The organism is Janibacter massiliensis (genome assembly GCF_900289115.1).
Taxonomy (GTDB): domain Bacteria; phylum Actinomycetota; class Actinomycetes; order Actinomycetales; family Dermatophilaceae; genus Janibacter_A; species Janibacter_A massiliensis.
This window is the reverse complement of the sequence record NZ_LT985196.1, coordinates 396,450-420,698: the sequence shown is the minus strand read 5'-3', so window position 1 is coordinate 420,698 and position 24,249 is coordinate 396,450. Positions and strand designations below refer to the sequence as shown.

General features: G+C 72.8%; 25 protein-coding genes. 15 read left to right on the top strand and 10 right to left on the bottom strand.

The window, feature by feature from the left end:
• The first annotated feature begins 45 nt into the window (after positions 1 to 45).
• Entirely contained in the window at positions 46 to 357 is a 312-nt protein-coding gene (locus DAA34_RS02095; protein ID WP_106817410.1) for a WhiB family transcriptional regulator, read from the top strand.
• Between the two features lie 25 nt (positions 358 to 382).
• On the opposite strand, the gene DAA34_RS02090 is transcribed toward DAA34_RS02095, so the two are convergent.
• Together DAA34_RS02090 and DAA34_RS02085 are read right to left on the bottom strand one after the other, a co-directional pair.
• Complete coding sequence (locus tag DAA34_RS02090; RefSeq protein WP_106817409.1) at positions 383 to 1,576, bottom strand: ArsA family ATPase; 1,194 nt, start codon at positions 1,574 to 1,576, stop codon at positions 383 to 385.
• Positions 1,573 to 2,610, bottom strand: a complete 1,038-nt coding sequence (locus DAA34_RS02085) for an ArsA-related P-loop ATPase (RefSeq protein ID WP_106817408.1) — start codon at positions 2,608 to 2,610, stop codon at positions 1,573 to 1,575. Before DAA34_RS02085 ends, DAA34_RS02090 begins: the two co-directional genes overlap by 4 nt.
• 44 nt (positions 2,611 to 2,654) lie before the next feature.
• On the opposite strand from DAA34_RS02085, the gene DAA34_RS02080 reads away from it, so the two are divergent.
• From DAA34_RS02080 to DAA34_RS02065, 4 genes are read left to right on the top strand one after another with little or no spacing between them, the layout of a single operon-like run.
• Positions 2,655 to 2,807 (top strand): DUF4177 domain-containing protein, encoded by a 153-nt coding sequence (locus DAA34_RS02080; protein WP_106817407.1) that lies wholly within the window; start codon positions 2,655 to 2,657, stop codon positions 2,805 to 2,807.
• Between the two features lies 1 nt (position 2,808).
• Positions 2,809 to 3,267, top strand: coding sequence for a RidA family protein (locus tag DAA34_RS02075; RefSeq protein ID WP_106817406.1), 459 nt, complete (start codon positions 2,809 to 2,811; stop codon positions 3,265 to 3,267).
• A gap of 4 nt (positions 3,268 to 3,271) precedes the next feature.
• Positions 3,272 to 3,943, top strand: coding sequence for an NUDIX hydrolase (locus DAA34_RS02070; protein WP_199847399.1), 672 nt, complete (start codon positions 3,272 to 3,274; stop codon positions 3,941 to 3,943).
• Positions 3,940 to 4,752, top strand: coding sequence for an MBL fold metallo-hydrolase (locus DAA34_RS02065; protein WP_234354068.1), 813 nt, complete (start codon positions 3,940 to 3,942; stop codon positions 4,750 to 4,752). The genes DAA34_RS02070 and DAA34_RS02065 overlap by 4 nt, the downstream gene beginning before the upstream one ends.
• 31 nt (positions 4,753 to 4,783) lie before the next feature.
• Here DAA34_RS02065 and DAA34_RS02060 read toward each other — a convergent pair whose 3' ends face one another.
• Positions 4,784 to 5,461, bottom strand: a complete 678-nt coding sequence (locus DAA34_RS02060) for a Crp/Fnr family transcriptional regulator (protein ID WP_106817405.1) — start codon at positions 5,459 to 5,461, stop codon at positions 4,784 to 4,786.
• A gap of 184 nt (positions 5,462 to 5,645) precedes the next feature.
• On the opposite strand from DAA34_RS02060, the gene nth reads away from it, so the two are divergent.
• From nth to DAA34_RS02045, 3 genes are read left to right on the top strand one after another with little or no spacing between them, the layout of a single operon-like run.
• Positions 5,646 to 6,308, top strand: coding sequence for an endonuclease III (nth, locus tag DAA34_RS02055; RefSeq protein ID WP_234354241.1), 663 nt, complete (start codon positions 5,646 to 5,648; stop codon positions 6,306 to 6,308).
• Complete coding sequence (locus DAA34_RS02050) at positions 6,305 to 7,003, top strand: NUDIX hydrolase (RefSeq protein ID WP_106817404.1); 699 nt, start codon at positions 6,305 to 6,307, stop codon at positions 7,001 to 7,003. Before nth ends, DAA34_RS02050 begins: the two co-directional genes overlap by 4 nt.
• Before the next feature lie 4 nt (positions 7,004 to 7,007).
• On the top strand, positions 7,008 to 8,246 hold the full coding sequence (locus DAA34_RS02045; RefSeq protein ID WP_106817403.1) for a MarP family serine protease: 1,239 nt from the start codon (positions 7,008 to 7,010) through the stop codon (positions 8,244 to 8,246).
• 18 nt (positions 8,247 to 8,264) lie between these two features.
• On the opposite strand, the gene DAA34_RS02040 is transcribed toward DAA34_RS02045, so the two are convergent.
• Both DAA34_RS02040 and nhaA read right to left on the bottom strand, forming a co-directional pair.
• Positions 8,265 to 8,720 carry a phage holin family protein gene (locus tag DAA34_RS02040; RefSeq protein ID WP_106817402.1) on the bottom strand — a complete coding sequence of 152 codons (456 nt, stop codon included), beginning with the start codon at positions 8,718 to 8,720 and terminating at the stop codon, positions 8,265 to 8,267.
• Between the two features lie 44 nt (positions 8,721 to 8,764).
• Positions 8,765 to 10,138, bottom strand: coding sequence for a Na+/H+ antiporter NhaA (gene nhaA, locus DAA34_RS02035; RefSeq protein ID WP_106817401.1), 1,374 nt, complete (start codon positions 10,136 to 10,138; stop codon positions 8,765 to 8,767).
• Positions 10,139 to 10,383: 245 nt separating this feature from the next.
• Between nhaA and DAA34_RS02030 the strand changes: the two genes are divergently transcribed.
• A complete protein-coding gene (locus tag DAA34_RS02030) occupies positions 10,384 to 11,175 on the top strand; it encodes a glycerophosphodiester phosphodiesterase family protein (RefSeq protein WP_106817400.1) in 792 nt (263 codons plus the stop codon).
• A 19-nt stretch (positions 11,176 to 11,194) separates the two neighbouring features.
• On the opposite strand, the gene acs is transcribed toward DAA34_RS02030, so the two are convergent.
• The 3 genes from acs to DAA34_RS02015 all read right to left on the bottom strand — a co-directional run bounded on the left by acs (position 11,195) and on the right by DAA34_RS02015 (position 15,016).
• Positions 11,195 to 13,147 carry an acetate--CoA ligase gene (acs, locus tag DAA34_RS02025; protein WP_106817399.1) on the bottom strand — a complete coding sequence of 651 codons (1,953 nt, stop codon included), beginning with the start codon at positions 13,145 to 13,147 and terminating at the stop codon, positions 11,195 to 11,197.
• Between the two features lie 136 nt (positions 13,148 to 13,283).
• Entirely contained in the window at positions 13,284 to 13,889 is a 606-nt protein-coding gene (locus DAA34_RS02020; RefSeq protein WP_106817398.1) for a response regulator transcription factor, read from the bottom strand.
• Complete coding sequence (locus DAA34_RS02015) at positions 13,886 to 15,016, bottom strand: sensor histidine kinase (protein ID WP_158707556.1); 1,131 nt, start codon at positions 15,014 to 15,016, stop codon at positions 13,886 to 13,888. Before DAA34_RS02015 ends, DAA34_RS02020 begins: the two co-directional genes overlap by 4 nt.
• A 124-nt stretch (positions 15,017 to 15,140) precedes the next feature.
• Between DAA34_RS02015 and DAA34_RS02010 the strand changes: the two genes are divergently transcribed.
• The 6 genes from DAA34_RS02010 to DAA34_RS01985 all read left to right on the top strand — a co-directional run bounded on the left by DAA34_RS02010 (position 15,141) and on the right by DAA34_RS01985 (position 21,951).
• Positions 15,141 to 16,298, top strand: coding sequence for a hypothetical protein (locus DAA34_RS02010; RefSeq protein ID WP_199847398.1), 1,158 nt, complete (start codon positions 15,141 to 15,143; stop codon positions 16,296 to 16,298).
• Positions 16,299 to 16,326: 28 nt separating this feature from the next.
• Positions 16,327 to 17,646: a toxic anion resistance protein gene (locus DAA34_RS02005; RefSeq protein ID WP_106817396.1), complete on the top strand. Its 1,320-nt coding sequence runs from the start codon at positions 16,327 to 16,329 to the stop codon at positions 17,644 to 17,646.
• Positions 17,639 to 19,294, top strand: coding sequence for a substrate-binding and VWA domain-containing protein (locus DAA34_RS02000; RefSeq protein ID WP_106817395.1), 1,656 nt, complete (start codon positions 17,639 to 17,641; stop codon positions 19,292 to 19,294). The genes DAA34_RS02005 and DAA34_RS02000 overlap by 8 nt, the downstream gene beginning before the upstream one ends.
• On the top strand, positions 19,291 to 19,917 hold the full coding sequence (locus tag DAA34_RS01995) for a hypothetical protein (RefSeq protein WP_106817394.1): 627 nt from the start codon (positions 19,291 to 19,293) through the stop codon (positions 19,915 to 19,917). Before DAA34_RS02000 ends, DAA34_RS01995 begins: the two co-directional genes overlap by 4 nt.
• A 107-nt stretch (positions 19,918 to 20,024) precedes the next feature.
• A complete protein-coding gene (locus tag DAA34_RS01990; RefSeq protein ID WP_106817393.1) occupies positions 20,025 to 21,332 on the top strand; it encodes an ATP-grasp domain-containing protein in 1,308 nt (435 codons plus the stop codon).
• 70 nt (positions 21,333 to 21,402) lie between these two features.
• Positions 21,403 to 21,951, top strand: coding sequence for a hypothetical protein (locus DAA34_RS01985; RefSeq protein ID WP_158707555.1), 549 nt, complete (start codon positions 21,403 to 21,405; stop codon positions 21,949 to 21,951).
• A gap of 70 nt (positions 21,952 to 22,021) precedes the next feature.
• Here DAA34_RS01985 and DAA34_RS01980 read toward each other — a convergent pair whose 3' ends face one another.
• The gene (locus tag DAA34_RS01980; RefSeq protein WP_106817391.1) at positions 22,022 to 23,686 is read right to left on the bottom strand and encodes a solute symporter family protein; all 1,665 of its coding nucleotides are present in this window, start codon (positions 23,684 to 23,686) and stop codon (positions 22,022 to 22,024) included.
• Entirely contained in the window at positions 23,686 to 24,024 is a 339-nt protein-coding gene (locus tag DAA34_RS01975; protein WP_106817390.1) for a DUF485 domain-containing protein, read from the bottom strand. Before DAA34_RS01975 ends, DAA34_RS01980 begins: the two co-directional genes overlap by 1 nt.
• Positions 24,025 to 24,249: the final 225 nt, after the last annotated feature.

The following is a 24,249-nucleotide window of genomic DNA, read 5'->3' as shown; positions in this document are numbered from 1 at the left end:
TCGGCTCAAGATGTGGGCTTGATCGGGAACGGGGGTAGCGCCAGGATGACCGTCACAGCCGGGGGGCCACGAGTTCGGTGGGTGACAGACTGGCGACGGCTCGGGCGGTGCGCCACGAGCGACCCCGACGCCCTCTTCGTCCAGGGCAAGGACCAGCGTGAGGCGAAGCTGCTGTGCCGAGGCTGCCCCGTCGTCGCGGAGTGCCTCGCTGACGCGCTCGACACCCGCACCGAGTTCGGGGTGTGGGGCGGGATGACCGAGCGCGAGCGCCGGGCCCTGCTGCGCCGACGCCCGGACGTCACCTCCTGGGCCGACCTGTTCCGTCGGGCGCGCCACGCGGAGGAGACCACCGTCTGAGGCGGTCTCCCACGGGCGGTGGCGGTCACCGGCCGAGGCGGTCGCCGATCAGCCGGAGCCCCTCGAGGTCGTGGACGTCCGTCGCCTCCGTGGGGACGAGCGCGAGGTCGACGTCGTCGTGGACGGCGACGAACCGCTCGACCGCGCGGGCGTGGCGCACGGCGATCGTCATGGCGCGCGCATGGAGCTCGAGCAACGAGGCGGTGAGCCCCGCGGTCGGCGACGGTCGTTCCGCCCGCAGCCGCCCGGCGGCGGCGAGGGCGACGTCGCCCGGCAGATCGAGGTCCGTGAGCCCGCCGTCCGGCAGCGCCAGGGGTTGCACCCGGTTGACGACCACCCCCGCCAGCGGCATGGCATCCGCCCGCAGCCGGTCGACGAGGACGCCCGCCTCGGCCAGAGCGTCCCGCTCGGGGGTGGCGACGACGAGGAACGCGGTCGACTCGGCCTGGAGCAGCGCGTAGGTCCGCTCCGCGCGCTCACGGAAGCCGCCGAACATCGTGTCCAGCGCGGCGACGACGGTCTGGACGTCCCGCAGCAGATCCCCGCCGAGGACCCGGCCCATGACGGCGGTCGCGGCCGCCATCCCCGCACCGACGACCTTGAGCGAGGCCCGACCCCCCGCCCGCGCGGGGCTCGTGAGGAGCCGGACCAGCCGCCCGTCGAGGAATCGGCCGAGCCGCCGCGGCGCGTCGAGGAAGTCCAGCGCCGCGCGGGACGGCGGCGTGTCGACGACGACGAGGTCCCATTCGTCGCTGCGGGCGCGCAGCTGCCCCAGCTTCTCCATCGCCATGTACTCCTGGGTCCCGGCGAACGAGCTCGACAGCGCGAGGTAGAACGGGTTGGCGAGGATCTGGGCCGCCTTCTCCGGGGTCGTGTGGGCCTCGACGACCTCGTCGAAGGTCCGCTTCATGTCGAGCATCATCGCGTCGAGCCGCCCGCCCGCGGCGCCGTCGATCCCGACGACGGGCCGGGGGGTGTTGTCGAGCTCCTCGAGACCGAGGGACTGCGCCAGGCGCCGGGCCGGGTCGATCGTCAGCACGACGACCGAGCGCCCGGCCTCCGCGGCCCGCAGCGCGAGCGCGGCGGCCGTCGTCGTCTTCCCGACCCCACCCGCGCCGCAGCACACGATCACCCCGACCGTCGGGTCGGCGACGAGGGCGTCGACGTCGAGGGGGCGGACCTGCGCCGGGTCGTCGATGCCCGTGCCGTCGCCGCTCACCCCGCCGCCTCCGTGACCTCGGTCGGCAGCGACTCGACGAGTCGACGGAGGCCGGCTCCGCCGAGCTCGCCGTCGGGCGCGTCGAGCCCCTCGGGAATCTCCGGCAGGTGGACGACCGGGACGTCCACCTCCTCGAGCAGCGCGGCCTGCTCGCTCTCAAGATCCACCCGCGCGGTGTGGTCGACCGCCTCGGCGAGCAGCGCGGTGACGAGCTCGGAGGATGTCGCGACGCCCGCGGCGTCGAGGTCCGCGGCGACCGACGCGACGAGCGCGTCCGTGCCCGCGCGCACGCGGCGCAGGTGGCCCGGCGTGACGATCGGGTCGCGCTCGCGGTTGACGACGACCGACCCGACGTGGAAGCCGGCAGCGGTCAGCTCGGCCACCGCCTCGATCGCCTCCCGCACCGGCATCTCCTCGAGCAGGGTGACGACGTGGACGACCGTGCGCCGGTCCTGGAGGAAGTGGGTGATCGTCTCGGCCTGGCCGCGGATCGGACCGCGGGTGGCGAGGTGGCCGACCTCTCGGTTGACGGCGAGGAACGGCGTGATCCGACCCGTCGGCGGCGCGTCGAGGACCACCGCGTCGTAGACCGACTCGGTGCTCGGACCCGATCCCGCGTGCCGACCGGTGCGGCGCGCGGCCTCGTACACCTTGCCGGTGAGCAGGACGTCACGCACGCCCGGCGCGATGCTCGTCGCGAACTCCACCGCGCCGATGCGGTCGAGCACCCCGGCGGTCCGGCCGAGCCGGTAGTTCGTCGCGAGGTACTCCACGAGGGAGGCCCGGGCATCGACCGCGAGCCCCGAGAGCCGACCACCGGTGTCGGTCGTGGCGAGCACCTGCTCCTGCGCCCCGAGCTCGGCAGTCCCCAGCAGTGCGGCGATCCCCTGACGCCCCTCGACCTCGACGAGGAGCACCCGCTGGCCGGCCATCGTCAGCGCGAGCGCGAGCGCCCCGGACACCGTCGTCTTGCCGGTCCCGCCCTTGCCCGTGACGACGTGCAGCCGCGCGCGGGAGTCACGGCCGGAGGTCACGGTCCCAGCGTAGGGGCGCCCGCCCGGCCAGTAGTGTCGGACCCATGACGACGTGGGAGTACGCGACCGTTCCGCTCATCGTGCACGCGACGAAGCAGATCCTCGACCAGTGGGGCGAGGACGGCTGGGAGCTCGTCCAGGTCCTCCAGGGCGCCGAGGGCAACCTGGTGGCCTACCTCAAGCGGCCCAAGGCCTGACATGGGCGTCGCGCAGCGGCTGGCCGAGCTCGGGATCGAGCTGCCGGCGCCCGCCGCGCCGGTCGGCTCGTACGCGCCCGCGGTGCTCGACGGCGACCGGGTCCACACCTCGGGCCAGCTCCCCCTCGTCGGCGGGGAGCTGACGGCGACCGGGCTCGTCGGCGCCGAGGTCACCCCGGAGGACGCCGCGGCGTGCGCCCGGACGTGCGCGGTCAACGCGCTGGCGGCCATCGCCGCCGTGCTCGGGGACCTCGACCGGGTCGAGGCCGTCGTCAAGGTCACCGGGTTCGTCGCCTCCGCCCCGGGCTTCTCGGGGCAGCCGGCCGTCCTCAACGGGGCGAGCGACCTGCTGCGCGAGGTCTTCGGCGAGGCCGGCGTGCACGCCCGGTCGGCCGTCGGCGTCGCCGCGCTCCCGCTCGGCGCACCCGTGGAGGTCGAGGTCACGGTCCGGGTCCGGTGACCTCGTGAGCCCGGTGTGGGAGGTGCCCGTCGTCGGCGTCGCGGCCGTGCGGGACCGCGCGCTCGCCTGGCTCGAGGCCCCGGGGGAGCCGGTCGCCATCAGGGAGGCGGCGACCGTGATGCTGCTGCGGGAGGTCGAGGACGCTCTCGAGGTGTTCGTCCTCCGCCGGGTGCCGCAGATGGAGTTCGCCCCGTCGGTCCACGTGTTCCCCGGTGGCGGCATCGAGGCGGTCGACCGCGACGCGACGGCGCGGTTCGCCGACCGCGGGTCGTCCGACGCGGCCGCCCGGGTCGCCGCCGTCCGCGAGGTGGCCGAGGAGTGCGGCGTGCGGCTCGACCCGTCCTCCCTCGTCCCGCGCGCCCGCTGGCTCACCCCCGACTTCGAGGTGCGTCGGTACGACACGTGGTTCTACGCCGCCGCGATGCCCGAGGGCCAGGAGGCGGTCGCGTGCACGACCGAGGCCGAGCTCGGCGGCTGGGTCCGGCCCGCCGACCTGCTCGCCGCGGCCGACGCGGGCGAGGCGATGCTGCTCGAGCCGACCCGGCACGCGCTCGGCGCCCTCGACGCGCTCGGCTCGGTCGCCGCGGTGCTCGCCGACCGGCCCCGCGTCGAGCGCCTCGAGCCGGTCCTCGTCGCCGGGCCGGACGGCCCCGTGGTCCGGACGGTCCTGCCGTGACGAGCGTCGCGCCCGTGCCGTCGGCGCCGTTCGGGCAGTGGCGCGGCGGTCAGGCCACCGAGCGCGCGTTCTGCGTGCTCGAGGGCAACGCGAACCCGATGACCCTCGACGGGACGAACACGTGGGTCCTCATGGCCCCGGGCGGGTCGGAGGCGATCGTCGTCGACCCCGGCGAGGACGACGAGCCGCACCTGCGGGCCGTCCTCGACCACGTGGCGTGCAGGGATGCGCGGGTCGTGCGGATCGTCCTCACCCACGGCCACCTCGACCACGCCGGCGGCGTCGACCGGTTCGTCGCGATGACCGGCGCCCCCGTCTCGGCGGTGGGCCGCGGGGCCGATGACCTCGCCGACGGCGACGTCCTGCGCGCCGCGGGCGTGGAGCTGCGTGCGGTGACGACCCCCGGCCACACGGCCGACTCCGTCTCGTTCGTCGTCGAAGGCGACGGCGCGCTGCTCACGGGCGACACCGTCCTGGGCCGCGGCACCTCGGTCGTCGCCCACCCCGACGGGGAGCTCGCCGCATACCTCGACTCCCTCGACCGCCTCGCGGCCCTCACCCAGCCGCCCGACGGTGCGGTGACGATCCTGCCCGGGCACGGGCCGGTCGTCCCGGACGCGGCCGCGATGGTCGGGTACTACCGAACGCACCGGCGGGAGCGGCTGGCGCAGGTGCGGGAGGCGCTCGCGGCGGGGTGCGTCAGCGCCGACGACGTCGTGGAGCGGGTCTACGCGGAGGTCGACCGGGCGGTGTGGCCCGCGGCCCGGCTGTCCGTGCTGGCGCAGCTCGACTACCTGCGCGGGGCCTGAGGGCCGGCGGGTCGAGGCAGCGGGTCGGGGGTCAGCGGGCGCGGCGCTGCAGGCGCTCGACGTCGAGGAGGAGGACCGCCCGGGCCTCGAGCCGGATCCAGCCGCGGGTGGCGAAGTCGGCGAGGGCCTTGTTCACCGTCTCGCGGGAGGCGCCGACGAGCTGGGCCAGCTCCTCCTGGGTGAGGTCGTGCGCGACGAGGACGCCTTCCTCGACCGGGCGCCCGAACCGGCTCGACAGCTCCAGCAGCGCCTTGGCGACGCGGCCGGGCACGTCGGTGAAGACGAGGTCGGCGAGGTTCTCGTTCGTCCGGCGCAGCCGGCCGGCGAGCAAGGCCATGAGGGCCATCGCCACCCGCGGGTGCCGGGCGATGACGTCGTGGAGCTGGTCGTTGCCGAGCGCGAGGAGCTGGGTCTCGGCGATCGCCGTCGCGGTGGCGGTCCGGGGGCCGAGGTCGAACAGGCTGAGCTCGCCGAACATCTCGCCGGGCCCGAGGATCGACAGGAGGTTCTCGCGGCCGTCGACGCTGGTGCGGCCGAGCTTGATCTTGCCCTCGGTGATGACGTAGAGCCGGTCGCCCTGCTCGCCCTCGCGGAAGAGGACGTCGCCCCGCTCCATCCGGGAGGCCGTCATGAGGCCGACGAGGTCATGGACGGACTGCTCGTCCAGAGGGCTGAGCAGCGGGGAGCGGCGCACGACGTCGAGGTCCACGGGGGTGATGGTAGCCACAACGGGACGCCCGTCCGGGGATCTGGGGACGGGCGTCGTTGTCCGACGGGCCGCCTACTGTGGGGCCGTGGCCACGACCGACCCCCCGCTGAGCGATGCGCAGGCACCTCCGGCCGCGACACCGACGGGGGAGTCCTCGGTGGCGCTGACCCGCCGGGCACGGCGGATGTACCGCATCCTCGCCGAGCGCTATCCCGACGCGGCGTGCGAGCTCGACTTCGAGAACCCCTTCCAGCTCCTCGTCGCCACGGTGCTGTCCGCCCAGACGACCGACGTGACCGTGAACCGGGTGACACCCACCCTCTTCGCACGGTGGCCCGATGCGGCGGCGCTCGCGGCGGCCGACCGTACCGAGCTCGAGGAGGTGCTGCGGCCCACGGGCTTCTTCCGGTCGAAGGCCGCCAACGTGCTCGCGCTCGCGGCGGACCTCGTCGAGCGGTACGACGGGCAGGTCCCCGGCCGGCTCAGCGACCTGGTCACCCTCGCCGGGGTGGGCCGCAAGACGGCGAACGTCGTCCTCGGCGACGCCGTCGGCGTGCCCGGCATCACCGTCGACACGCACGTCGGCCGGCTCGTGCGGCGCTTCGGCTGGACGACCGAGGAGGACCCGGTCAAGGTCGAGCACGCCATCGGCGCACGGTTCCCCCGCCGGGCGTGGACCGACCTCAGCCACGTCCTCATCTTCCACGGCCGGCGCACCTGTCATGCGCGGCGTCCGGCCTGCGGGGCCTGCCCGGTGGCCCGGCTGTGCCCCTCGTACGGGGTCGGAGAGACCGACCCCGAGAAGGCCGCGAAGCTCGTCAAGCCCGGGCCGGTGACGGCCGCATGAGCTCGGTGGCCGGGTCCGACGGGATGCCGCAGTGGCTGCGCTCGGTGCGACCGACCCTCGACGCGGACCTGCCCGAGTGGTTCGAGCGCTTCCCCCCGCCGCCGAACCCCGCGCGCCGGTCCGCGGTGCTCCTCACCTTCGGGGCCACTCCCGGTCGGGACGTCGGGGAGCTCGGCGACGGCCAGGAGGTCGTCCTCACCGAGCGCTCGTCGACGCTGCGTGCCCATGCGGGGCAGGTCTCCTTCCCCGGCGGGAAGATCGACCCCGAGGACGTGGACGAGGTCGGTGCGGCGCTGCGCGAGGCGCAGGAGGAGGTCGGGATCGACCCCGCGGCCGTCACGGTCGTCGACACGCTGCCCGCCCTCTATCTCCACCCGAGCCAGAACGCGGTCACCCCCGTCCTGGGGTGGTGGCACGAGCCCCACGACATCGGCGTCGTCGACCCCGGGGAGGTCGCGCGGGTCGTCCGGGTCCCTCTCGAGGAGGTCCTCGACCCGGCCAACAGGTTCACCGTCACCGCGCCGCGGGGGTACCGCGGGCCCGGGTTCGAGCTGCACGGCCTCTTCGTCTGGGGGTTCACGGCCCAGCTGCTGTCGACGGTCCTCGACCTCGGCGGCCTGACCCGCCCGTGGGACCAGGACCGCGAACGGCGGCTCCCGCTGCGGATGCTCCGTCCCTACCTGCGTCGGGGCTGAGCTCATGGGCGGCGGTGAGTTCCCCATCCTCGACGCGATCCTCGTGCTCGTCGTGCTCCTCGAGCTCGCGCTCGGGTGGCTGCGCGGGCTCCTCGCGTCGGTGTTCGGGCTCGTCGGTCTCGTCGCCGGGGCGATCGCCGGGACCCTGCTCGTCGGTCAGCTGCCGTGGACCGACCTCGTCGCCGCGCGGGGAGCGACCGCCCTCGGGCTCCTGCCGCTCCTCATCGTCGTCCTGTGCGCCGCGTTCGCGCAGCAGGTGGGCCTGGCCGTCGGCCGCAGCGCCCGGCGCCGGCTCTTCCGGCGCTCGAGGCACGGCAGCGGCCACCGCTGGCGCCTGCCGGGGGCAGCCGTCTCGGGGCTGCTCACCCTGGGGCTCATGTGGCTCGTCGTCCTCCCCCTGCGCGGGGTCGGGCTCGGCCCGCTCTCCCAGGAGATCGCCGACTCCCGCGTGCTGCACGCCGTCGACCGGTACGTCCCCGACCGGGCGCGGGTGGCGGCGGCGCCGCTGCACCGCCGGGTCAGCCGGGAGGGGATCGCGACCGTCGCGGTCGGCGTCGGGCTCGAGCGGATCCGGCCGGTCGACCCGCCCAACCCGCGGATCCGGGGGGCCGTGCGGATCTCCGCCGTCTCCGGCGCCGTCGTCAAGGTCCGGTCGATGTCGCGGGAGTGCTCCGGCGGCAGCGAGGGGTCGGGCTTCGTGGCCCGCACCGGGTTCGTCGTGACGAACGCGCACGTCGTCGCCGGCGGCCGACGGGTCACGGTGACGACCCGGGAGGGGCAGGTCTGGCCGGCCGAGGTCGTCTCCTTCGATCCCCGGCAGGACATCGCCGTCGTGCGTGTCGCGGGCCTGCGGCAGCAACCGCTGCGGAAGGGGCTCGAGCCGGTCCGCGGCGCCGACGCCGCCGTCGCAGGGTACCCGCTCGACGGCCCGTACTCCGTCCGCCCGGCGCGGGTGCGCGAGGTGAGCGAGGACGTCGGCACCGACATCTACGGCTCGGTCGGCCCGACCCGCCGGACGCTGGTGCTGCGCTCCCGGCTCGACGAGGGGAACTCGGGCGGGCCGCTGTTCAATGCGTACGGCGAGGTCGTGGGACTCGTCTTCGCCCGGTCGCTCGAGGACCGCGAGACCGGGTACGCGATGACGCTCGACCGGGTCTACCCGATGGTCGACGGTCTGGGTCCCCGGGCCGCGGCCGTGGGCACCGGCCCGTGCCTGCCGGGCCAGCAGGACGACTGGGGCTGACCCACCGGGTCAGGGGCGTCAGTTGGCGGCGTGCTTGACCGCGTCGACCGTGTCCTTGGCGCTCTTGATGGCGCGCTCGGGGACCGGCTTGGCCTTCTTCAGGGACTTGATGCCGAGCAGGGCGAGGATGCCGGCGACGAGGAAGAGGACCGCCGCGACGATGAGGTAGCCCGCCCAGACCGGGAGGAAGACGCCGATGCCGCGCGCGGCCGCGTGGAGCAGGTAGATGAGGCCGAACAGGCCCATGAGGCCGGCCCCGACGAGCATGCCGACGCCCTTGCCGCCGATCGTCAGCCCCTTGGTGACCTCGGCCTTGGCGAGCTGGATCTCGCCGCGGATGATCGCGCTGAGGTCGGCGCTCGCGTCGGCGACCAGCTGCCCGATCGTCCGCTCCGGCGTGCGGGGCGTCTCGACGGCGGGGGCGCCGGCGTCGAAGGAGTGGGCGCCGCGCGTGCGGTCCTGGTCGCTGCTCATCGGGGTGCTCCGTCGAATGATCGGGTGCTGAGGTTCACGTCAGCCTATCCGCTGACCGCGCGGGCGCCGGGCGGGACGGCCGTGTCGTCCTGGTAGACGTCGGGGATCCCGTCGGCGTCGGCGTCGGCGGTCTCCTCCTCGTGGATCCGCCGGTGGACGCGGTTGCGGACCCGCAGGACGACCGCCGCGAGGCATGCCGCGAGCAGCGATCCGGTGAGGATCGCGACCTTGACGTGCTCGTCGCGCTCGCTCCCGGCGCCGAACGCGAGCTCCCCGACGAGGAGGGAGACGGTGAACCCGACCCCGGTGAGGAGCGCGACACCGACGACGTCCCACCACCCGAGGGACGGGTCGAGCGTGGCGCGGGTGAGCTTCGCGGCGACGAACGTCCCGGTGAGGACGCCGACGAGCTTGCCTCCGACGAGGGCGACGACGACGGCGATCGCGGCCTCGTCCGCGAACGTCGCGCCCAGGCCGCCGCCGACGACCGTCACGCCCGATGCGAAGAACGCGAAGGCCGGGACGGCGAACCCGGCGGACACGGGACGGACGAGGTGCTCGAAACGGTGGGCGACGTCGGCCTTGCGGCTCATCGTCGCCGCCGCGGGGACCTGCGTCCGCGGCTTGACCGGGACTGCGAGCCCGAGCAGGACGCCGGCCACGGTGGCGTGGATGCCCGAGGCGTGGACCAGGGCCCAGGTGAGGAACGCGATCGGGACCAGGAGCCACCAGTGGGTGATGCGGCGCTGCGTGAGGAAGGTGAACGCGGCAAGGGGGACCAGGGCGAGCAGCAGGGGGAGGACCTCGACGTGGTCGGTGTAGAACACCGCGATGATCGTGATGGCGATGAGGTCGTCGACGACCGCGAGGGTGAGGAGGAACGACCGGAGCGCGCTCGGCAGGTGCGAGCCGATGACCGCCAGCACCGCGAGGGCGAACGCGATGTCCGTCGCCGTCGGGATGGCCCAGCCGCGAGCGGCCTCGCCCGCCCCGAGACCGTGGACGACGGCGAGGTAGGTCAGCGCCGGGACGATGACGCCGCAGACGGCGGCGGCGACGGGGACGACCGCCCGCCGCACCTCGCGGAGGTCGCCGACGAGGAACTCGCGCTTGAGCTCGAGCCCGGCGACGAAGAAGAAGATCGCGAGCAGGCCGTCGGCGGCCCAGTGCCCGATGCTCAGGCGGAGGTGGAGGCTCTCGACCCCGAGCTCGAGGTCGCGCAGCGCGGCGTAGGACTCGCGCCACGGGGAGTTCGCCCAGACGAGCGCGGCGACGGCGGCGAGCAGGAGGAGGGCACCACCGATCGTCTCGGTGCGCAGGGCGGCCGCGACGTACCGCGCCTCGGGCCAGCTGGGGCGGGAGAAGACCCGGCTGGCGCCGGTCGAGGGCGGTGCTGGGCGGGTGTCGGGGGACGGCACGATGGCTCCTCGGAGGGGTCGACGGGCTTGATCGCCGACCAGGCTTCCCGGCACACCATGCGGGACGGCGGGACCGTCGCGCGCTGGTCGCAGTCTACCGGCCGCGCGTCGCGCCCCCGGCCTGCCCGCCCGCCGGTGGCGCTCAGGTGGCCGCCGGGTGAACCGGGCGAAGTCTCGGTGAACAGCGGGTCGTCCCGGCCACGAATGGCGTCGACCACCCCCGCGTGCGCGTCACGCTGGTGGGTATGGCGCGTTACGGACAGGGACCGGGGCCGCTCGCCATCGCTCACCGCGGTGGCGCGGCGATGGCGCCCGAGAACACCCTCGCGGCCTTCCGGATGGCCGCCGGGATGGGGCTCGGGTACCTCGAGACGGACGTCAAGCTCACCGCCGACGGGCACCTCGTGTGCTTCCACGACGACACCCTCGACCGCTGCACGGACGCGACCGGCCGGGTCGGCGCGCGGACCCTCGAGCAGCTGCGCGAGGTGCGGGTCGAGGGGGCCGAGCCGATCCCGACGTTGCTCGAGGCGCTCGAGGCCCTGCCGGACGCGTGCTTCACCGTCGACCTCAAGGACCGCGCGGCGATCGCCCCGATGGCCCGGCTCCTCCAGCGTCGGGACCTCGCCGAGCGGGTGTGCGTCGCCGGCGCCTCGGACGGGGCGCTCGGTCTGCTCGCGGAGCAGACGCCGGGGCTGCGGACCGCGCTCGGCTGGCGCTCGCTCACCGCGCTCATCAGCGCGTCGAAGGTGCGGACGTTCCTGCCGCGGCGGGTGGCGACGGGCCAGTTCGCGCACGTGCCGATCCAGCTCGGCGCGGTGCCGATCTTCGCCGACCGGCTCATCGTGCGGGCCCACCGGCTCGGGGTGCGGGTCGTCGTGTGGACCGTCGACGAGCCCGATCTCATGCACCGCCTGCTCGACGCCGGGGTGGACGGGATCATCACGGACCGCCCCGACGTCCTGCGTGCGGTGATGATCGAGCGCGGCGTGTGGACCCCGATGGGTGGCCGGGACTCCGCCGCCGTTCCCGGCTGACGGGCCCCGGTCGCCCCGGTCAGCCCGTCATGCCCTGCTGGATCGTCTGCATGACCGAGCTGTCCGCGAGCGTCGTCGCGTCGCCGACCTCCCGGCCCTCGGCGAGGTCGCGCAGCAGGCGACGCATGATCTTCCCCGAGCGGGTCTTCGGCAGCTCGGTGACGACCATGATCGACCGCGGCTTGGCGATCGGGCCGATCTCCTTCCCGACGTGGGCTCGGAGCTCCTGGACGACCGCGTCGGTGTCCCCGTCGGCGGGGACGGCGGCGCCGCGCAGGATGACGAAGGCGCACACGGCCTGGCCGGTCATCTCGTCGCTCGCGCCGACGACGGCGGCCTCCGCGACCGCCGGGTGCGACACGAGCGCGGACTCGATCTCCGCCGTCGACAGCCGGTGGCCGCTGACGTTCATCACGTCGTCCACCCGGCCGAGCAGCCAGATGTTGCCGTCCGCGTCGTACTTCGCGCCGTCGCCCGCGAAGTAGTACTCGGGGCCGAAGCGTGACCAGTACGTCTCCCGGTAGCGGTCCGGGTCGCCCCAGATGCCCCGCAGCATCGACGGCCACGGCTTCGTCAGGACGAGGTAGCCGACCTTCTCGGGCTCGGTGAACGGCTTGCCCTCGTCGTCGAGGATCTCGGCGCTGATGCCGGGGACGGGCCGCTGCGCTGACCCGGGCTCGAGGGTCGTCACGCCCGGCAGCGGGCTGATCATGATCGCGCCCGTCTCCGTCTGCCACCACGTGTCGACGATCGGGGCGCTGCCGCCGCCGATGTGCTCGCGGTACCAGCGCCACGCCTCGGGGTTGATCGGCTCGCCGACGCTGCCGAGGATGCGGATGCTCGACAGGTCGTACCTCGCCGGGATGTCCGCACCCCACTTCATGCACGCGCGCACGGCCGTCGGTGCGGTGTAGAGGATCGAGACCTTGTACTTCTCGACGATCTCCCACCAGCGGCCCTGGTGCGGGCTGTCCGGGGTGCCCTCGTAGACGACCTGGGTCGCGCCGTTCGCGAGCGGGCCGTAGACGAGGTAGCTGTGGCCGGTGACCCAGCCGATGTCCGCGGTGCACCAGTAGACGTCGGTCTCCGGGCGCAGGTCGTGGACGATCGCGTTCGTGTACGCGACCTGGGTGAGGTACCCGCCGGAGGTGTGCAGGATACCCTTCGGCTTCCCGGTCGTGCCCGAGGTGTAGAGGATGAACAGCGGGTGCTCGCTGTCGTGGGCCTGCGCCTCGTGGGTGTCGGGCTGACGGTCGACGAGCTCGTGCCACCACTGGTCGCGGGCGTCGTCCCAAGCGACCTCGCCCTCCGTGCGGCGCACGACGAGGACGTGGTCGACGGGCGAGTCGGCCCCCATGTGGTCGATCGCCTCGTCGACGGCCTTCTTCAGCGGCAGCGACGTGCCCTTGCGGAACTGCCCGTCGGCGGTGACGACGACCCGGGCCTGCGCGTCGAGGATCCGGGACTTCAGCGCGTCCGCGGAGAACCCCCCGAAGACGACCGAGTGGGGTGCGCCGAGCCGCGCGCACGCGAGCATCGTGACGATCGCCTCGGGGATCATCGGCAGGTAGATCGCGACCCGGTCGCCGGTCTGCACGCCGAGCTCGGTGAGCGCGTTCGCGGCCTTCGCGACCTCGCGCTGGAGGTCGGCGTAGGTGAGGGTCCGGGTGTCGCCGCGCTCCCCCTCGAAGTGGATCGCCACCCGCTCGCCGTTGCCGGCCTCGACGTGCCGGTCGACGCAGTTGTGGGCGACGTTGAGCCGCCCGCCGACGAACCACTTCGCGAACGGGGCCTCGCTCCAGTCGAGGACCTGCTCGAAGTCGGTGTCCCACGTGAGCCGCTCGCGTGCCTGCCGGGCCCAGAAGCCCTCGAGGTCGGCCGTGGCCTCCTCGAAGAGCTCGGGCTGACCGTTCGCGTCGGCCGCGAGCTGCGGCGACGGGGCGAGATCGGGGACGGGTGCGGTCTCGGACACGGGATCTCCTCGTTGAGCGTGCTCGTGCGGGTGCTGCCTCGGTACACCCTGTCGTCACGTGACGTGGCGCACAACCGTGCGTCCATGGCCGGGCCGACCAGCGGCACCACCGCGCGCCGAGCGGACGCCCCTGCCGTCAGAGCCAGCCGCGGTCGCGGGCGACGGCTGCCGCCTCGACGCGGGTGCCGGTGCCCGTCTTGCCGATCGCCGACGACAGGTGGTTGCGCACGGTGCCGGGGGACAGGTGCACCCGGCGCGAGATGTCGGCGACCGTCGCACCGGACAGCGCCTCGCGCAGCACGTCCTGCTCCCGAGGGGTGAGGGGGTTGCGGCCCTCGACGAGGGAGGCCGTTGCCAAGGCGGGGTCGACCACCCGCAGGCCCGCGGCGACCCGGCGGACCGCGTCGGCGAGCTCGTCGGCGGGGGCGTCCTTGACGACGAATCCGCTGGCGCCCGCCTCGAGCGCTCGGCGCAGGTACCCCGGACGGCCGAAGGTCGTGACGATGAGGCAGTGCACCTGGGGGTACCGGGCGCGGACGGCCCGGGTCGCCTCGATCCCGTCCGTCCCCGGCATCTCGATGTCGACGAGGCAGACGTCCGGGAGCGTCGTCGCGACGGCGTTCGCGACCTCGTCGCCTCGGCCGACCTGCGCGACGACCTCGATGTCGGGTTCGAGGTCGAGGAGGGTGGCGAGGGCGCCGCGGACCATCGCCTGGTCGTCTGCGAGAAGGACCCGGATCATGACTGCGCTCCGATCGGCAGGGTGACCTCGACCCGCGTTCCGGTGCCGTCCGGACGGGGACCCACCTCGAGCGTGCCACCGGCCCCCGTGACGCGCTCCCGCAGGCCGGTGAGGCCGTTGCCGAACCGCCCGCCCGCGGCTCCCACGCCGTCGTCCTCGACGCAGAGGGTCGCCCGGCCCCACGTCACGGTGCACTCGCGGGCCCGGGCGTGGCGCACGACGTTCGTCACGGCCTCCCGCAGGGCCCACGCGACGGTGATCCGGTGCCGCGGGTCGACCTCCTCCACGTCGTGCGGCAGGTGCGCGTCGATGCTCGCGCCGGCGAGGGCCTGACGGGCAGCCTCGAGCTCGTCGGTGAGCCGGGCGACGCGCAGACCGGAGACGGTGGACCGGATCTCGGCGAGCGACTGCCGGGACAGGGCACCGATCTCGGCGATCTCGGCGCGCGCCCGGTCCGGGTCGAGGTCGACGAGCCGCTGGGCGAGCTCGGTCTTCACGGCGATGACGGTGAGCGTGTGGCCGAGGACGTCGTGGACGTCGCGGGCCATCCGGTCCCGCTCGTCGGCGATCCGCGCCTGCTCACGCGCCTCCTGGACCTCCTGCGCGCGGCTCTCGACGAGGCGCCCACCGAGGGTGAGCCCGCCCACGGCCAGGACGATGACCGCGAGGGGCCACCACTGGGCGAGGTCCCCGAACAGGGCCGGTCCCCCGACCGCGACGGCGACCGCGGCGACGAGGCTCGCGATCGCCGGGCGCAGCGGGAGGGCGTAGGCCGTGAGCGAGACGACGTAGGGCAGCAGGCCGGTGACGCCCGAGCCGAGGAGGGGGACCAGACCGATCGCGACGAGGCAGCACCCGCAGATCCCTCCCAGGGCCACCCGGTCGCCCGTTCCCCAGCGCTCCGGCGGCCCCAGGCGGACGGTGACGAGGAGGTCGAGTGCGGCGAAGACGGCCAGTCCCACCATCCCGGCCGCGCGGGCCGCGGCAGAGGCGTCGCTCGTCGCCACCCCGGCCACGGGGAAGAGGAGGAAGACGAGCCACACCGCGGCCATGAGGGCGTTGCGACGCTCCAGCGACCGACGCGCCCGTGCGGTGTCGGTCGGGACCAGGGCCGGTCCGGCCGTCATCCCCACCCTCGCTGCGTCACGCGCCCATGATGCCCAGCCTCCCGGTCCGAGACCGGGGTCGTCCGTCGCGGGTGGGCCATGACATCCGTCAGGGTGGCTGTCGGGTGCGGTGGTTACGCTTCGCATGACGGGCGTCGGACCTCGGCGCCGCTGGCTGGTCGGTGGGGAGATCGGTGCGATGAAGAAGTGGCTGGGCGTGGCGCTCGCCGTGGCCCTGCTCCTCGGCGTCGTGGCCGCCGTCGTCCTCGGGACGGGTCGGGGCGGGGGTGGGATCGCCGCAGGAGGAGGCCCGCGGGACCTGACGGTCGTCACCGGCGTCGTGGGCTCGGAGAAGAAGCCCTACTTCGAGGACCCGGAGGTCAAGCGCGTCCTGGCCGAGCACGGGTACGAGGTTCGGATCGACACGGCCGGGTCCCGGGAGATCGCGAGCCTGCCGAAGCTCGAGGAGTACGACTTCGCCTTCCCCAGCTCCACGCCCGCGGCCGACCGCATCCGCAAGGAGCACACGACGAACGGGACCGTCACCCCGTTCAGCACGCCGATGGCGGTCGCGACCTTCGCACCCATCGTCGACGCCCTCCGCCCGACCGGGATCTTCACCACGGGCAAGCACGGCCAGGTCGTCTTCCACGTCGACCGCTACCTGGCGACGGTCGGCAAGCGCACCCGGTGGAACGAGGTCAAGGGCAACGGGGCCTACCCGGCGTCGAAGTCGGTCCTCGTGACGACGAGCGACGTCCGGAAGTCGAACTCCGCCGCCATGTTCCTCGCGCTGGCCGCCTACGTCGCCAACGACGGTGCCGTCGTCAGGTCGAAGGCGCAGGAGCAGAAGGTCCTGCCGCAGGTCGCCCCGCTCTTCCTCGACCAGGGCTACAGCGACAGCAGCTCGGACGGGCCGTTCGAGGACTACCTGAGCATCGGCATGGGCAAGACCCCGATGGTGCTCTGCTACGAGGCGCAGTTCCTCGAGCGGCAGCTGGCGAAGGACGGCTCGATCGGCGACGACATGGTCCTCGCGCACCCGGTGCCGGACGTCACCTCCAAGCACACGGTCGTCTCGTTCAGCGCGCCCGGCAAGGAGCTCGGTCGGCTCCTGGCCGAGGACCCCGAGCTGCAGCGTCTCGCGGCCATCCACGGCTTCCGCCCGCGTGACCGCGCCGTCTTCGCAGCCGTGCTCAAGGACAAGGGCGTCAAGGCCCCGCCCGAGCTCATCGACGTCATCGAGCCGCCGGCGTACGAGCGGCTCGAGGGCCTCATCGTCGGCATCGAGAAGAAGTACTGACCGCACCGTCACGTCACCAGGGGAGACCATGACCGACCAGCCGCAGCCCGTCCCGCAGCCCACGACGCCGGCGACCCCGGCGCCGCCCGTCGCGACCGCCGCCCCGTCCTCGTCGCTCGACATCGGCAGCCCGCTGGCAGCCGCCTCGGAGGCTCCGACGACGTCGAGCGACCTCGTCCTGCACCCCCCGGCGCCCGTGCCGGCCATCGCGCCGGAGCAGGCCGGGACGATGGTGCCGCTGGAGCCGGCGCAGCTCGACGCGCTCGCCCAGAAGGCCCAGGCGTTCGTCACCCAGCTCGCCGAGATGGACCCCCGGCAGCCGGAGTTCAACGCGAAGGTCCGCGACATCGCGATCATGGGCGACCGGGACGTCCGCGCCGCCAGCCAGGTCGCGAACCGGATGCTCGAGCGGCCCGTCCGGGCGCTGCAGGAGGCCCGCGGCGGGGGCGGCGACGTCGGCCAGGCCCGAGTGGCGACCGGCCTCGTCGAGCTCCGGCGCACGATCGAGGACCTCGACCCGAGCCAGGTCAACCAGGGGGGTCTCGGCGGGTTCATCTCCCGGCTGCCGTTCATGGACAACGTCAAGGACTACTTCGCCAAGTACGCGAGCGCGCAGACCCACCTCGAGAAGATCATCGTCACCCTCCAGCGCGGGCAGGAGGAGCTCCGCAAGGACAACGCGGCGATCGAGGGGGAGAAGGTCAACCTCTGGGCGACGATGCAGCGGATGCAGGAGTACGCGGTCCTCGCGGCGAGCCTCGACGCGGCGATCGTCCAGCACATCGAGACCGTCCGTCTCACCGACCCGGAGCGGGCCGACCAGCTGACGTCCGACCTGCTCTTCGTCATCCGCCAGAAGCACCAGGACCTGCTCACGCAGCTGGCCGTCTCGGCGCAGGGGTACCTCGCGCTCGACCTCGTGCGGAAGAACAACACCGAGCTCATCCGCGGCGTCGAGCGGGCGACGACGACGACCGTCTCCGCCCTGCGCACGGCGATCGTCGTCGCCCAGGCGCTGGCGAACCAGAAGCTCGTCCTCGACCAGATCACCGCGCTCAACACGACGACGAGCAACCTCATCGTCAGCACCTCGGAGATGCTGCGGAAGCAGACGGGCGAGATCCACACCCAGGCCGCGAGCAGCACGGTGAGCCTCGACGCGCTCAAGCAGTCCTTCGCCAACGTGTACGCGACGATGGACGCGATCGACACCTTCAAGGTCCAGGCCGTCGACTCGATGGCCGCGACGGTCTCCACCCTCGAGAGCGAGCTCGGCAAGGCGAACAGCTACCTCAGCCGGGCGCGGGAGCAGCAGGAGCGGCTCGAGGGGCCGATCGGCCATGCGTGAGGCGCAGCGGCTCGCCGGCGCCCGGGCGGTCCTGATCGCCCTGCTCCTCCTGCCCGCGCTCCTGCTGTCCTCGTGCTCGGGCAGCGGCGACGACGGGGCCGACGGCGGTGGCGCCGGCGACGAGCAGGTGCTGCGCGTCCTCGCCGGCTCGGAGATCAAGGACCTCGCCCCCGTCCTCGAGAAGGCGCGCGAGGCGACGGGCGTCCGGGTCGAGCTCACGTACACCGGCACCCTCGAGGGCGCCGAGCAGGTCGCGTCCGGTGGGGCCGAGTCCTCGGCCGACGCGATCTGGTTCTCCTCCAACCGCTACCTCAACCTCCTCCCCGGCGGGAAGGGCGCGGTGGCGACGTCGACGCGGACGATGACCTCGCCCGTCGTCCTCGGCGTGCGGGAGTCGAAGGCCAAGGAGCTCGGCTGGGACGCGAGCGCCCCGACGTGGGGCCAGATCGCGGACGCGGCCAAGGCGAAGAAGTTCCGGTTCGGGATGACCGACCCCTCGGCGAGCAACTCCGGGTTCTCCGCGCTCGTCGGGGTCGCGACGGCCCTGTCCGGCGGCGGGTCGGCACTGGACTCCTCGAAGGTGGCCTCGGCCCGCCCGGGGCTGCGCGCGTTCTTCGGCGGCCAGACGCTCACCTCCGGCTCGTCGGGCTGGCTCGCCGAGGCGTACGTCAAGGCCCAGGGACGCACGGGCGCGGACGCGGTCGACGGGCTCGTGAACTACGAGTCGGTCCTTCTCGAGCTGAACGACGGCGGGCAGCTGAGCGAGCCCCTGACGATCGTCCGCCCCAAGGACGGGGTCGTCACCGCCGACTACCCGTTCGCGCTCCTGAAGTCCGCGGCGCCGGAGAAGCGGGCGGCCTACGACGAGCTCGCGGCCTGGCTGCGCACCCCCGAGGCGCAGCAGCTGATCATGGAGACCACCTCGCGGCGGCCGGCCGTCCCGTCGGTGAAGCTCGACCCGAAGTTCGGCAAGGGCGTGCTGCTCGAGCAGCCGTTCCCCGCCTCCCGGCAGGTCGCTGACGGCCTCATCGAGAGCTACCTGCAGGACCTGCGCCGCCCCACCCAGACCGTCTACGTCCTCGACGTCTCCGGTTCGATGGAGGGACCCCGGCTCGACCAGCTCAAGTCCGCGCTCGGGGCGCTCACCGGTCAGGGGTCGCAGCAGGGGTCCGACCGGTTCACCACCTTCCGAGACCGCGAACGGGTCGTCCTCCTGCCGTTCGCCGGGTTCCCGATGGAGCCGCAGGAGTACCTCATCGCGCCGGGGGCGAAGGGTGACGACGCCCGCCGCCGGATCCGGGACAGCGGCAACGCGCTCTCGGCCCGCGGCGGGACGGCGATCTTCGCGAGCACGGAGAAGGCGTACGACATCGCGGCGGGGCTCAAGAGCCGCAACCCCGACACGTTCACGTCGATCGTCGTCATGACCGACGGCGAGAACACCCAGGGCATCGGGCTGGCGGAGTTCCGCCGCCGGTACGACTCCTGGCCGGCGGAGCAGCGGGCCATCCCTGTCTTCGCCGTCCGCTTCGGCGACGCCGACCCCGCCGAGCTCAAGGGCCTGACCGAGGCGACGGGCGGCAAGGTCTTCGACGCAGGATCGGGCGACCTCACCGCGGCCTTCCGCGAGATCCGCGGGTACCAGTGACGAACCCCGTCCTGCACTACCTCGGGTCGACGAAGAACATCGTCGGCAGCGCCGCCGGCCTCGCCGGTCTCGCCGCGACGCTCCCCACGGGGCTCGCCGGCGACCTGTGGCCGGTCGTCGTGGCCGGCCTCTACGGCGCGGGGGCGCTCCTGGCGCCCCGGGAGAAGGCGAAGCTCACGGTCGGCGGCTTCGGTGCGGTCGAGGCGACGCGGCTCAAGGAGGAGCTCGCGTCGCTCCAGACGCGGGTCGCGGCGTGGCGCTCGCGGCTCGCCCCCGACACCCGCGACCGGCTCGACGCGGTGATGGCGAGCCTCACGGAGATCCTCGACCGCGCCGAGGGCCTGGCCACCTCCCCGGACGACCTCTTCGTCGTCGGCCAGACGATCCGCGACTACGTCCCGACGTCGCTCGAGGCGTACCTCAACCTGCCGCTGCGGTACGCGATGAGCCACAAGGGGGCGTCCGGGAAGACCCCGCACGAGGAGCTCAACGGCCAGCTGGAGATCCTCGCGGAGAAGCTCGGGGCGGTGTCCGAGGCGCTCTACGCCGGCGATGCGCAGAAGCTGCGCGACCAGGGCCGGTTCCTCCAGGACCGCTTCCGGGGCAGCAGCCTCGACCTCTGACGGGGCAGCCGCCACGGCCGGAGACGGCCCGTTCACCCGCCCGTCACCGCGGCGGGATTGAATCGGTCCGAGGTGCCCGCCCGATGGTGCCCGGTCGAGGAGGAACGATGGACGACGTACCCGGCTCGAAGGTCGCGGTCGGCTTTCTGGGCCCCCAGCCCTACATGGCGACCGCGCTCGAGGAGCTGCGGGAGACCTATGACGTCCACGTCCTGACCCCGGACGGCTGGAGCGAGCAGGAGATGGACGCGGTCGCCGCCGACTGCCGGGCCAAGGGCGTGGAGGCGGTCGCCGGGTACGCGCAGAAGGACGCCTTCCACCACGTCCTCATCAACGAGCGCCTGGGCAACGCGGTCCCCCGCAGGCTGGCGTTCCTGCACTGCATGAACAAGTACCTCATGCGCACCCTCGAGGCCGACGCGTTCTGGTTCGTCGCCATCGACCCGCTCGCCCAGAGCGACGACGAGATCATCGACTCCATCGCCGAGTGGCCGTTCATGCTCAAGAACACCTCGCTGTCCCTCGGACGGGGGATCTACAAGATCAAGGACGAGGACGGGCTACGGCAGGTGCTCGCCGCCTACCGCGCCGACACCGACCTCCAGCAGCTCATCGCCGCGCAGAACGCCGCGTACACGAAGGGCATGACCGACGCGATGCCGCCGGTGGTCCCGCCGTTCCTCGGCGAGCACCTCGTCGACATGTCCCGCTGCGTCGAGTACTGCTACGAGGGGTACATCACCGCCGAAGGCGAGATCGTCCACTACGCGCTCACCGAGGAGGTCTACTTCCGCGGGCACGAGGCGCTGGGGTACATCACCCCGCCGATCTCCGTCGGGGTCGACAAGGCCCACGAGATCGAGGCGTGGGTCGAGGACTACATGGGCCGGATGCGGGACCTGGGCTACCTCAACCAGTTCTTCAACCTCGAGTTCTGGATCCTCCCGGACGGGACGATCGCGCTCACCGAGATCAACCCGCGCGCAGCGCACAGCTACCACTACAACTACGCGTACTCCTTCGGGGCGAACCTCTTCGGCGACAACCTCGAGCTCGTCCGGACCGGCCGTCGGCTGCCGGGCCGGACGCCGTGGCAAGTGTGGCTCGACGGCGAGACGCGGTGCTACACCCTCATCACGCTCATCACCGCGACGTCGACCGGACCGGTCGAGGAGATCCTCGACTACGACTACGTCGACCACCTCGAGCAGGCGGAGGGCGTGCTCGTCCGGCACACCCGCCAGCGGGAGGACGTCCTCGTCGAGGCGGACATGACGGCAGCCGGTGTCATGCTCCTGCAGATGTGGCTCACCGGTGACACGAAGGAGGACGTCGTCGCCCGCGAGCGGGAGATCCGGTCGCGCATCTACCGGAAGCCGCCCCGAGGGCTGGAATACCCCGACCATTGGCAGTGACCGCCTGCGCGGATCGGCCCGTTCTGGGACGATCGACGGGACCTCGACACCGACCATCGATGGGAATCCGATGCGCCGCATGCCAGTGCGTACCTCCGCCGTCGTCGCGGCGGTCATCATCCTCACCGGCTGCGGGAGCCTGGGGAACGACAGCCCGCCGTCGTCCAGCTCCGCCAGCAGCTCCGCCCCCGAGTCCACGACCTCGTCCGCGCCGGACGCCTCCAGCCCGAGCGCGTCGGACTCCTCGGGCGGGGTCACCACCGCCGGCCCGTCCGAGTCCCCGACCGAGGTCGCCGCGGGCGACAGCACCATCGCGTCGGGCTCGGGCTCGATGAGCATCGACGGCGGCCCCAAGGTCACGCTGTCCGAGGCGTCCTGCCTGACCAGCTCCACCACCGCCGCCTACACGGCCACCGAGTCGGAGGGTTCCAAGAGCGGCCTGCTCATCGGCAAGAAGGACGGCAAGGTCTCGGTCGTCGTCACCGACGGCAGCACGGTCCTCGCGAGCGAGGACGCCGCGGGCCTGCAGCTCGAGCCGAAGTCCGCGAAGGGCTCGGACATCGCCGTCCAGGGCATGGACGGCGCGACGAAGAAGGTCTCCTTCGAGATCACCTGCTGACCCGCGACGCGCGCGACGAGGGGCCCGCCACCGGTGACGGTGACGGGCCCCTCGGCCGTGCGGGGACGGGTCAGTGGTCGATGGCCTCCGCCACGCCGTGACCGGTGAGGGAACGGACCTCCATCTCCGCGTACTTGTCCTCGTTGAACTCCTTGCTCGTCACCGTGCCGAGCCACCCGAGGAAGAACCCGAGCGGGATCGAGACGAGCCCGGGGTTGTCGAGCGGGAACCAGTGGAAGTCGATCGACGCCGGGAGCATCGAGAGCGTCTTGCCGGTCGCCGGGTCGACGCCCTTGCCCGAGACGACGGGGCTGAAGAAGATCAGCCCGACCGCCGACAGCAGACCGCCGTAGATCGACCAGACCGCGCCGCGGGTGTTGAACCGCTTCCAGAACAGCGAGTAGAGGATCGTCGGGAGGTTCGCGCTCGCCGCGACGGCGAACGCGAGGGCGACGAGGAAGGCGATGTTCTGGTCCTTGGCGAGCATGCCGCCGAGGATCGCGATGACGCCGCCGCCGACCGCGGCCCAGCGGGCCACCTTGACCTCCTCCTCGGGCGTGGCCTTGCCGTGCTTGAAGACCTGGTTGTACAGGTCGTGGGCGAAGGTCGCGCTCGTCGTGATCGTCAGGCCGGCGACGACGGCGAGGATCGTCGCGAAGGCGATGCCGGAGACGATGCCGAGCAGCGGGGAGCCGCCGAGCTCGTAGGCGAGCAGCGGAGCGGCGGCGTTCGCCTTGCCCGGGGCCTTGGCGATCGCGTCCGGGCCGACGAGGGCGGCCGCGCCGAAGCCGATGACGAGCGTCAGCAGGTAGAACCCGCCGATGAGCCAGATCGCCCACTCGACCGACTTGCGGGCGGCCTTGCTCGTCGGGACGGTGTAGAACCGCTGGAGGACGTGCGGCAGGCCGGCGGTGCCGAGGACGAGCGCCATCGCCAGCGAGATGAAATCGATCTTCGTCGTCGTCGTCTTGCCGTACTTCAGGCCGGGCGTGAGCAGCTTGTCGGCCGCCGCCGCCGTCTTCGGGTCGGCCGAGCCCTTGGTCATGGTGACGGCCTCGGTGAACACCCCGGACAGGTTGAACTTGAAGAGGGCGAGCACCCAGATGGTCATGATCGCCGTCGCTGCGATGAGGATTACGGCCTTGATGATCTGCACCCAGGTGGTGCCCTTCATCCCGCCGATCATCACGTAGGCGACCATGACGGCCCCGACGACCGCGATGACGACGTTCTGGGCCGTCGCACCGGTGACGCCGAGCAGGAGCGAGACGAGCGCCCCGGCGCCGGCCATCTGCGCCAACAGGTAGAAGAAGCTCACCGACAACGCCGAGGTCGCCGCGGCCATGCGGACCGGCCGCTGCTTGAGCCGGTACGAGAGGACGTCGGCCATCGTGAAGCGGCCGGTGTTGCGCATGAGCTCGGCCACGAGCAGGAGCGCGACGAGCCAGGCGACGAGGAAGCCGATCGAGTAGAGGAAGCCGTCGTAGCCCTGGAGCGCGATGGCGCCGGCGATGCCGAGGAAGCTCGCAGCCGAGAGGTAGTCACCGGCGATGGCGACGCCGTTCTGCTTGCCGGAGAAGGCGGCGCCGCCGGTGTACATCTGGCCGGCGGTCTTCTGGCCGGAGGCGACCTTGATGACGATGCCGAGCGTGACGAGGACGAAGGCGGCGAAGATGCCGATGTTCAGCAGCGGGTTGCCGACCCCGGCACCGCTGGCGGTGGCGAGCGCGGTCATCAGTGGCTCCCCCCGCCGTCGAGGCGGGCACCGATGGCGTCGGCGCGCGGGTCGAACTCACGGCCGGCCCAGCGGGCGTAGAGGAACGTGATCGCGAAGGTCGTCACGAACTGGCCCAGGCCCATGAGGAGACCGATGGTGATGCTCCCGGCGACCTTCGTCCCCATGAGCGAGGGGGCGAAGATCGACAGCAGGACGTAGAGGAAGTACCACGCGAGGAAGAAGGCCGTGGTGGGGAAGACGAAGCCGCGGAAGCGCCGCCGCAGGTCGGCGAACTCCTCCGAGCGTTGGACGGCGAGATAGGTCTCGCTCGTCGTCGGGTGGGCGCCGTTGCTCACTGGGGGTTCACCTCCGGATCGGGCCTGTCTCTTTATAGGGCCTGTCTCTTATACACATCTGACGCTGCCGACGAATAGAGAGTCTTATATTACACCTCTGTCTCCTTAAAAACGAACACGAAAGAAGAAGACGCGTGACACATGAGAGACCGCGCAGCTAGCACACAACGAAGGCAGGATGAAGTGGGTAAGAGGAGCTGGTGTACAGGTGACGGGATGAGTGAA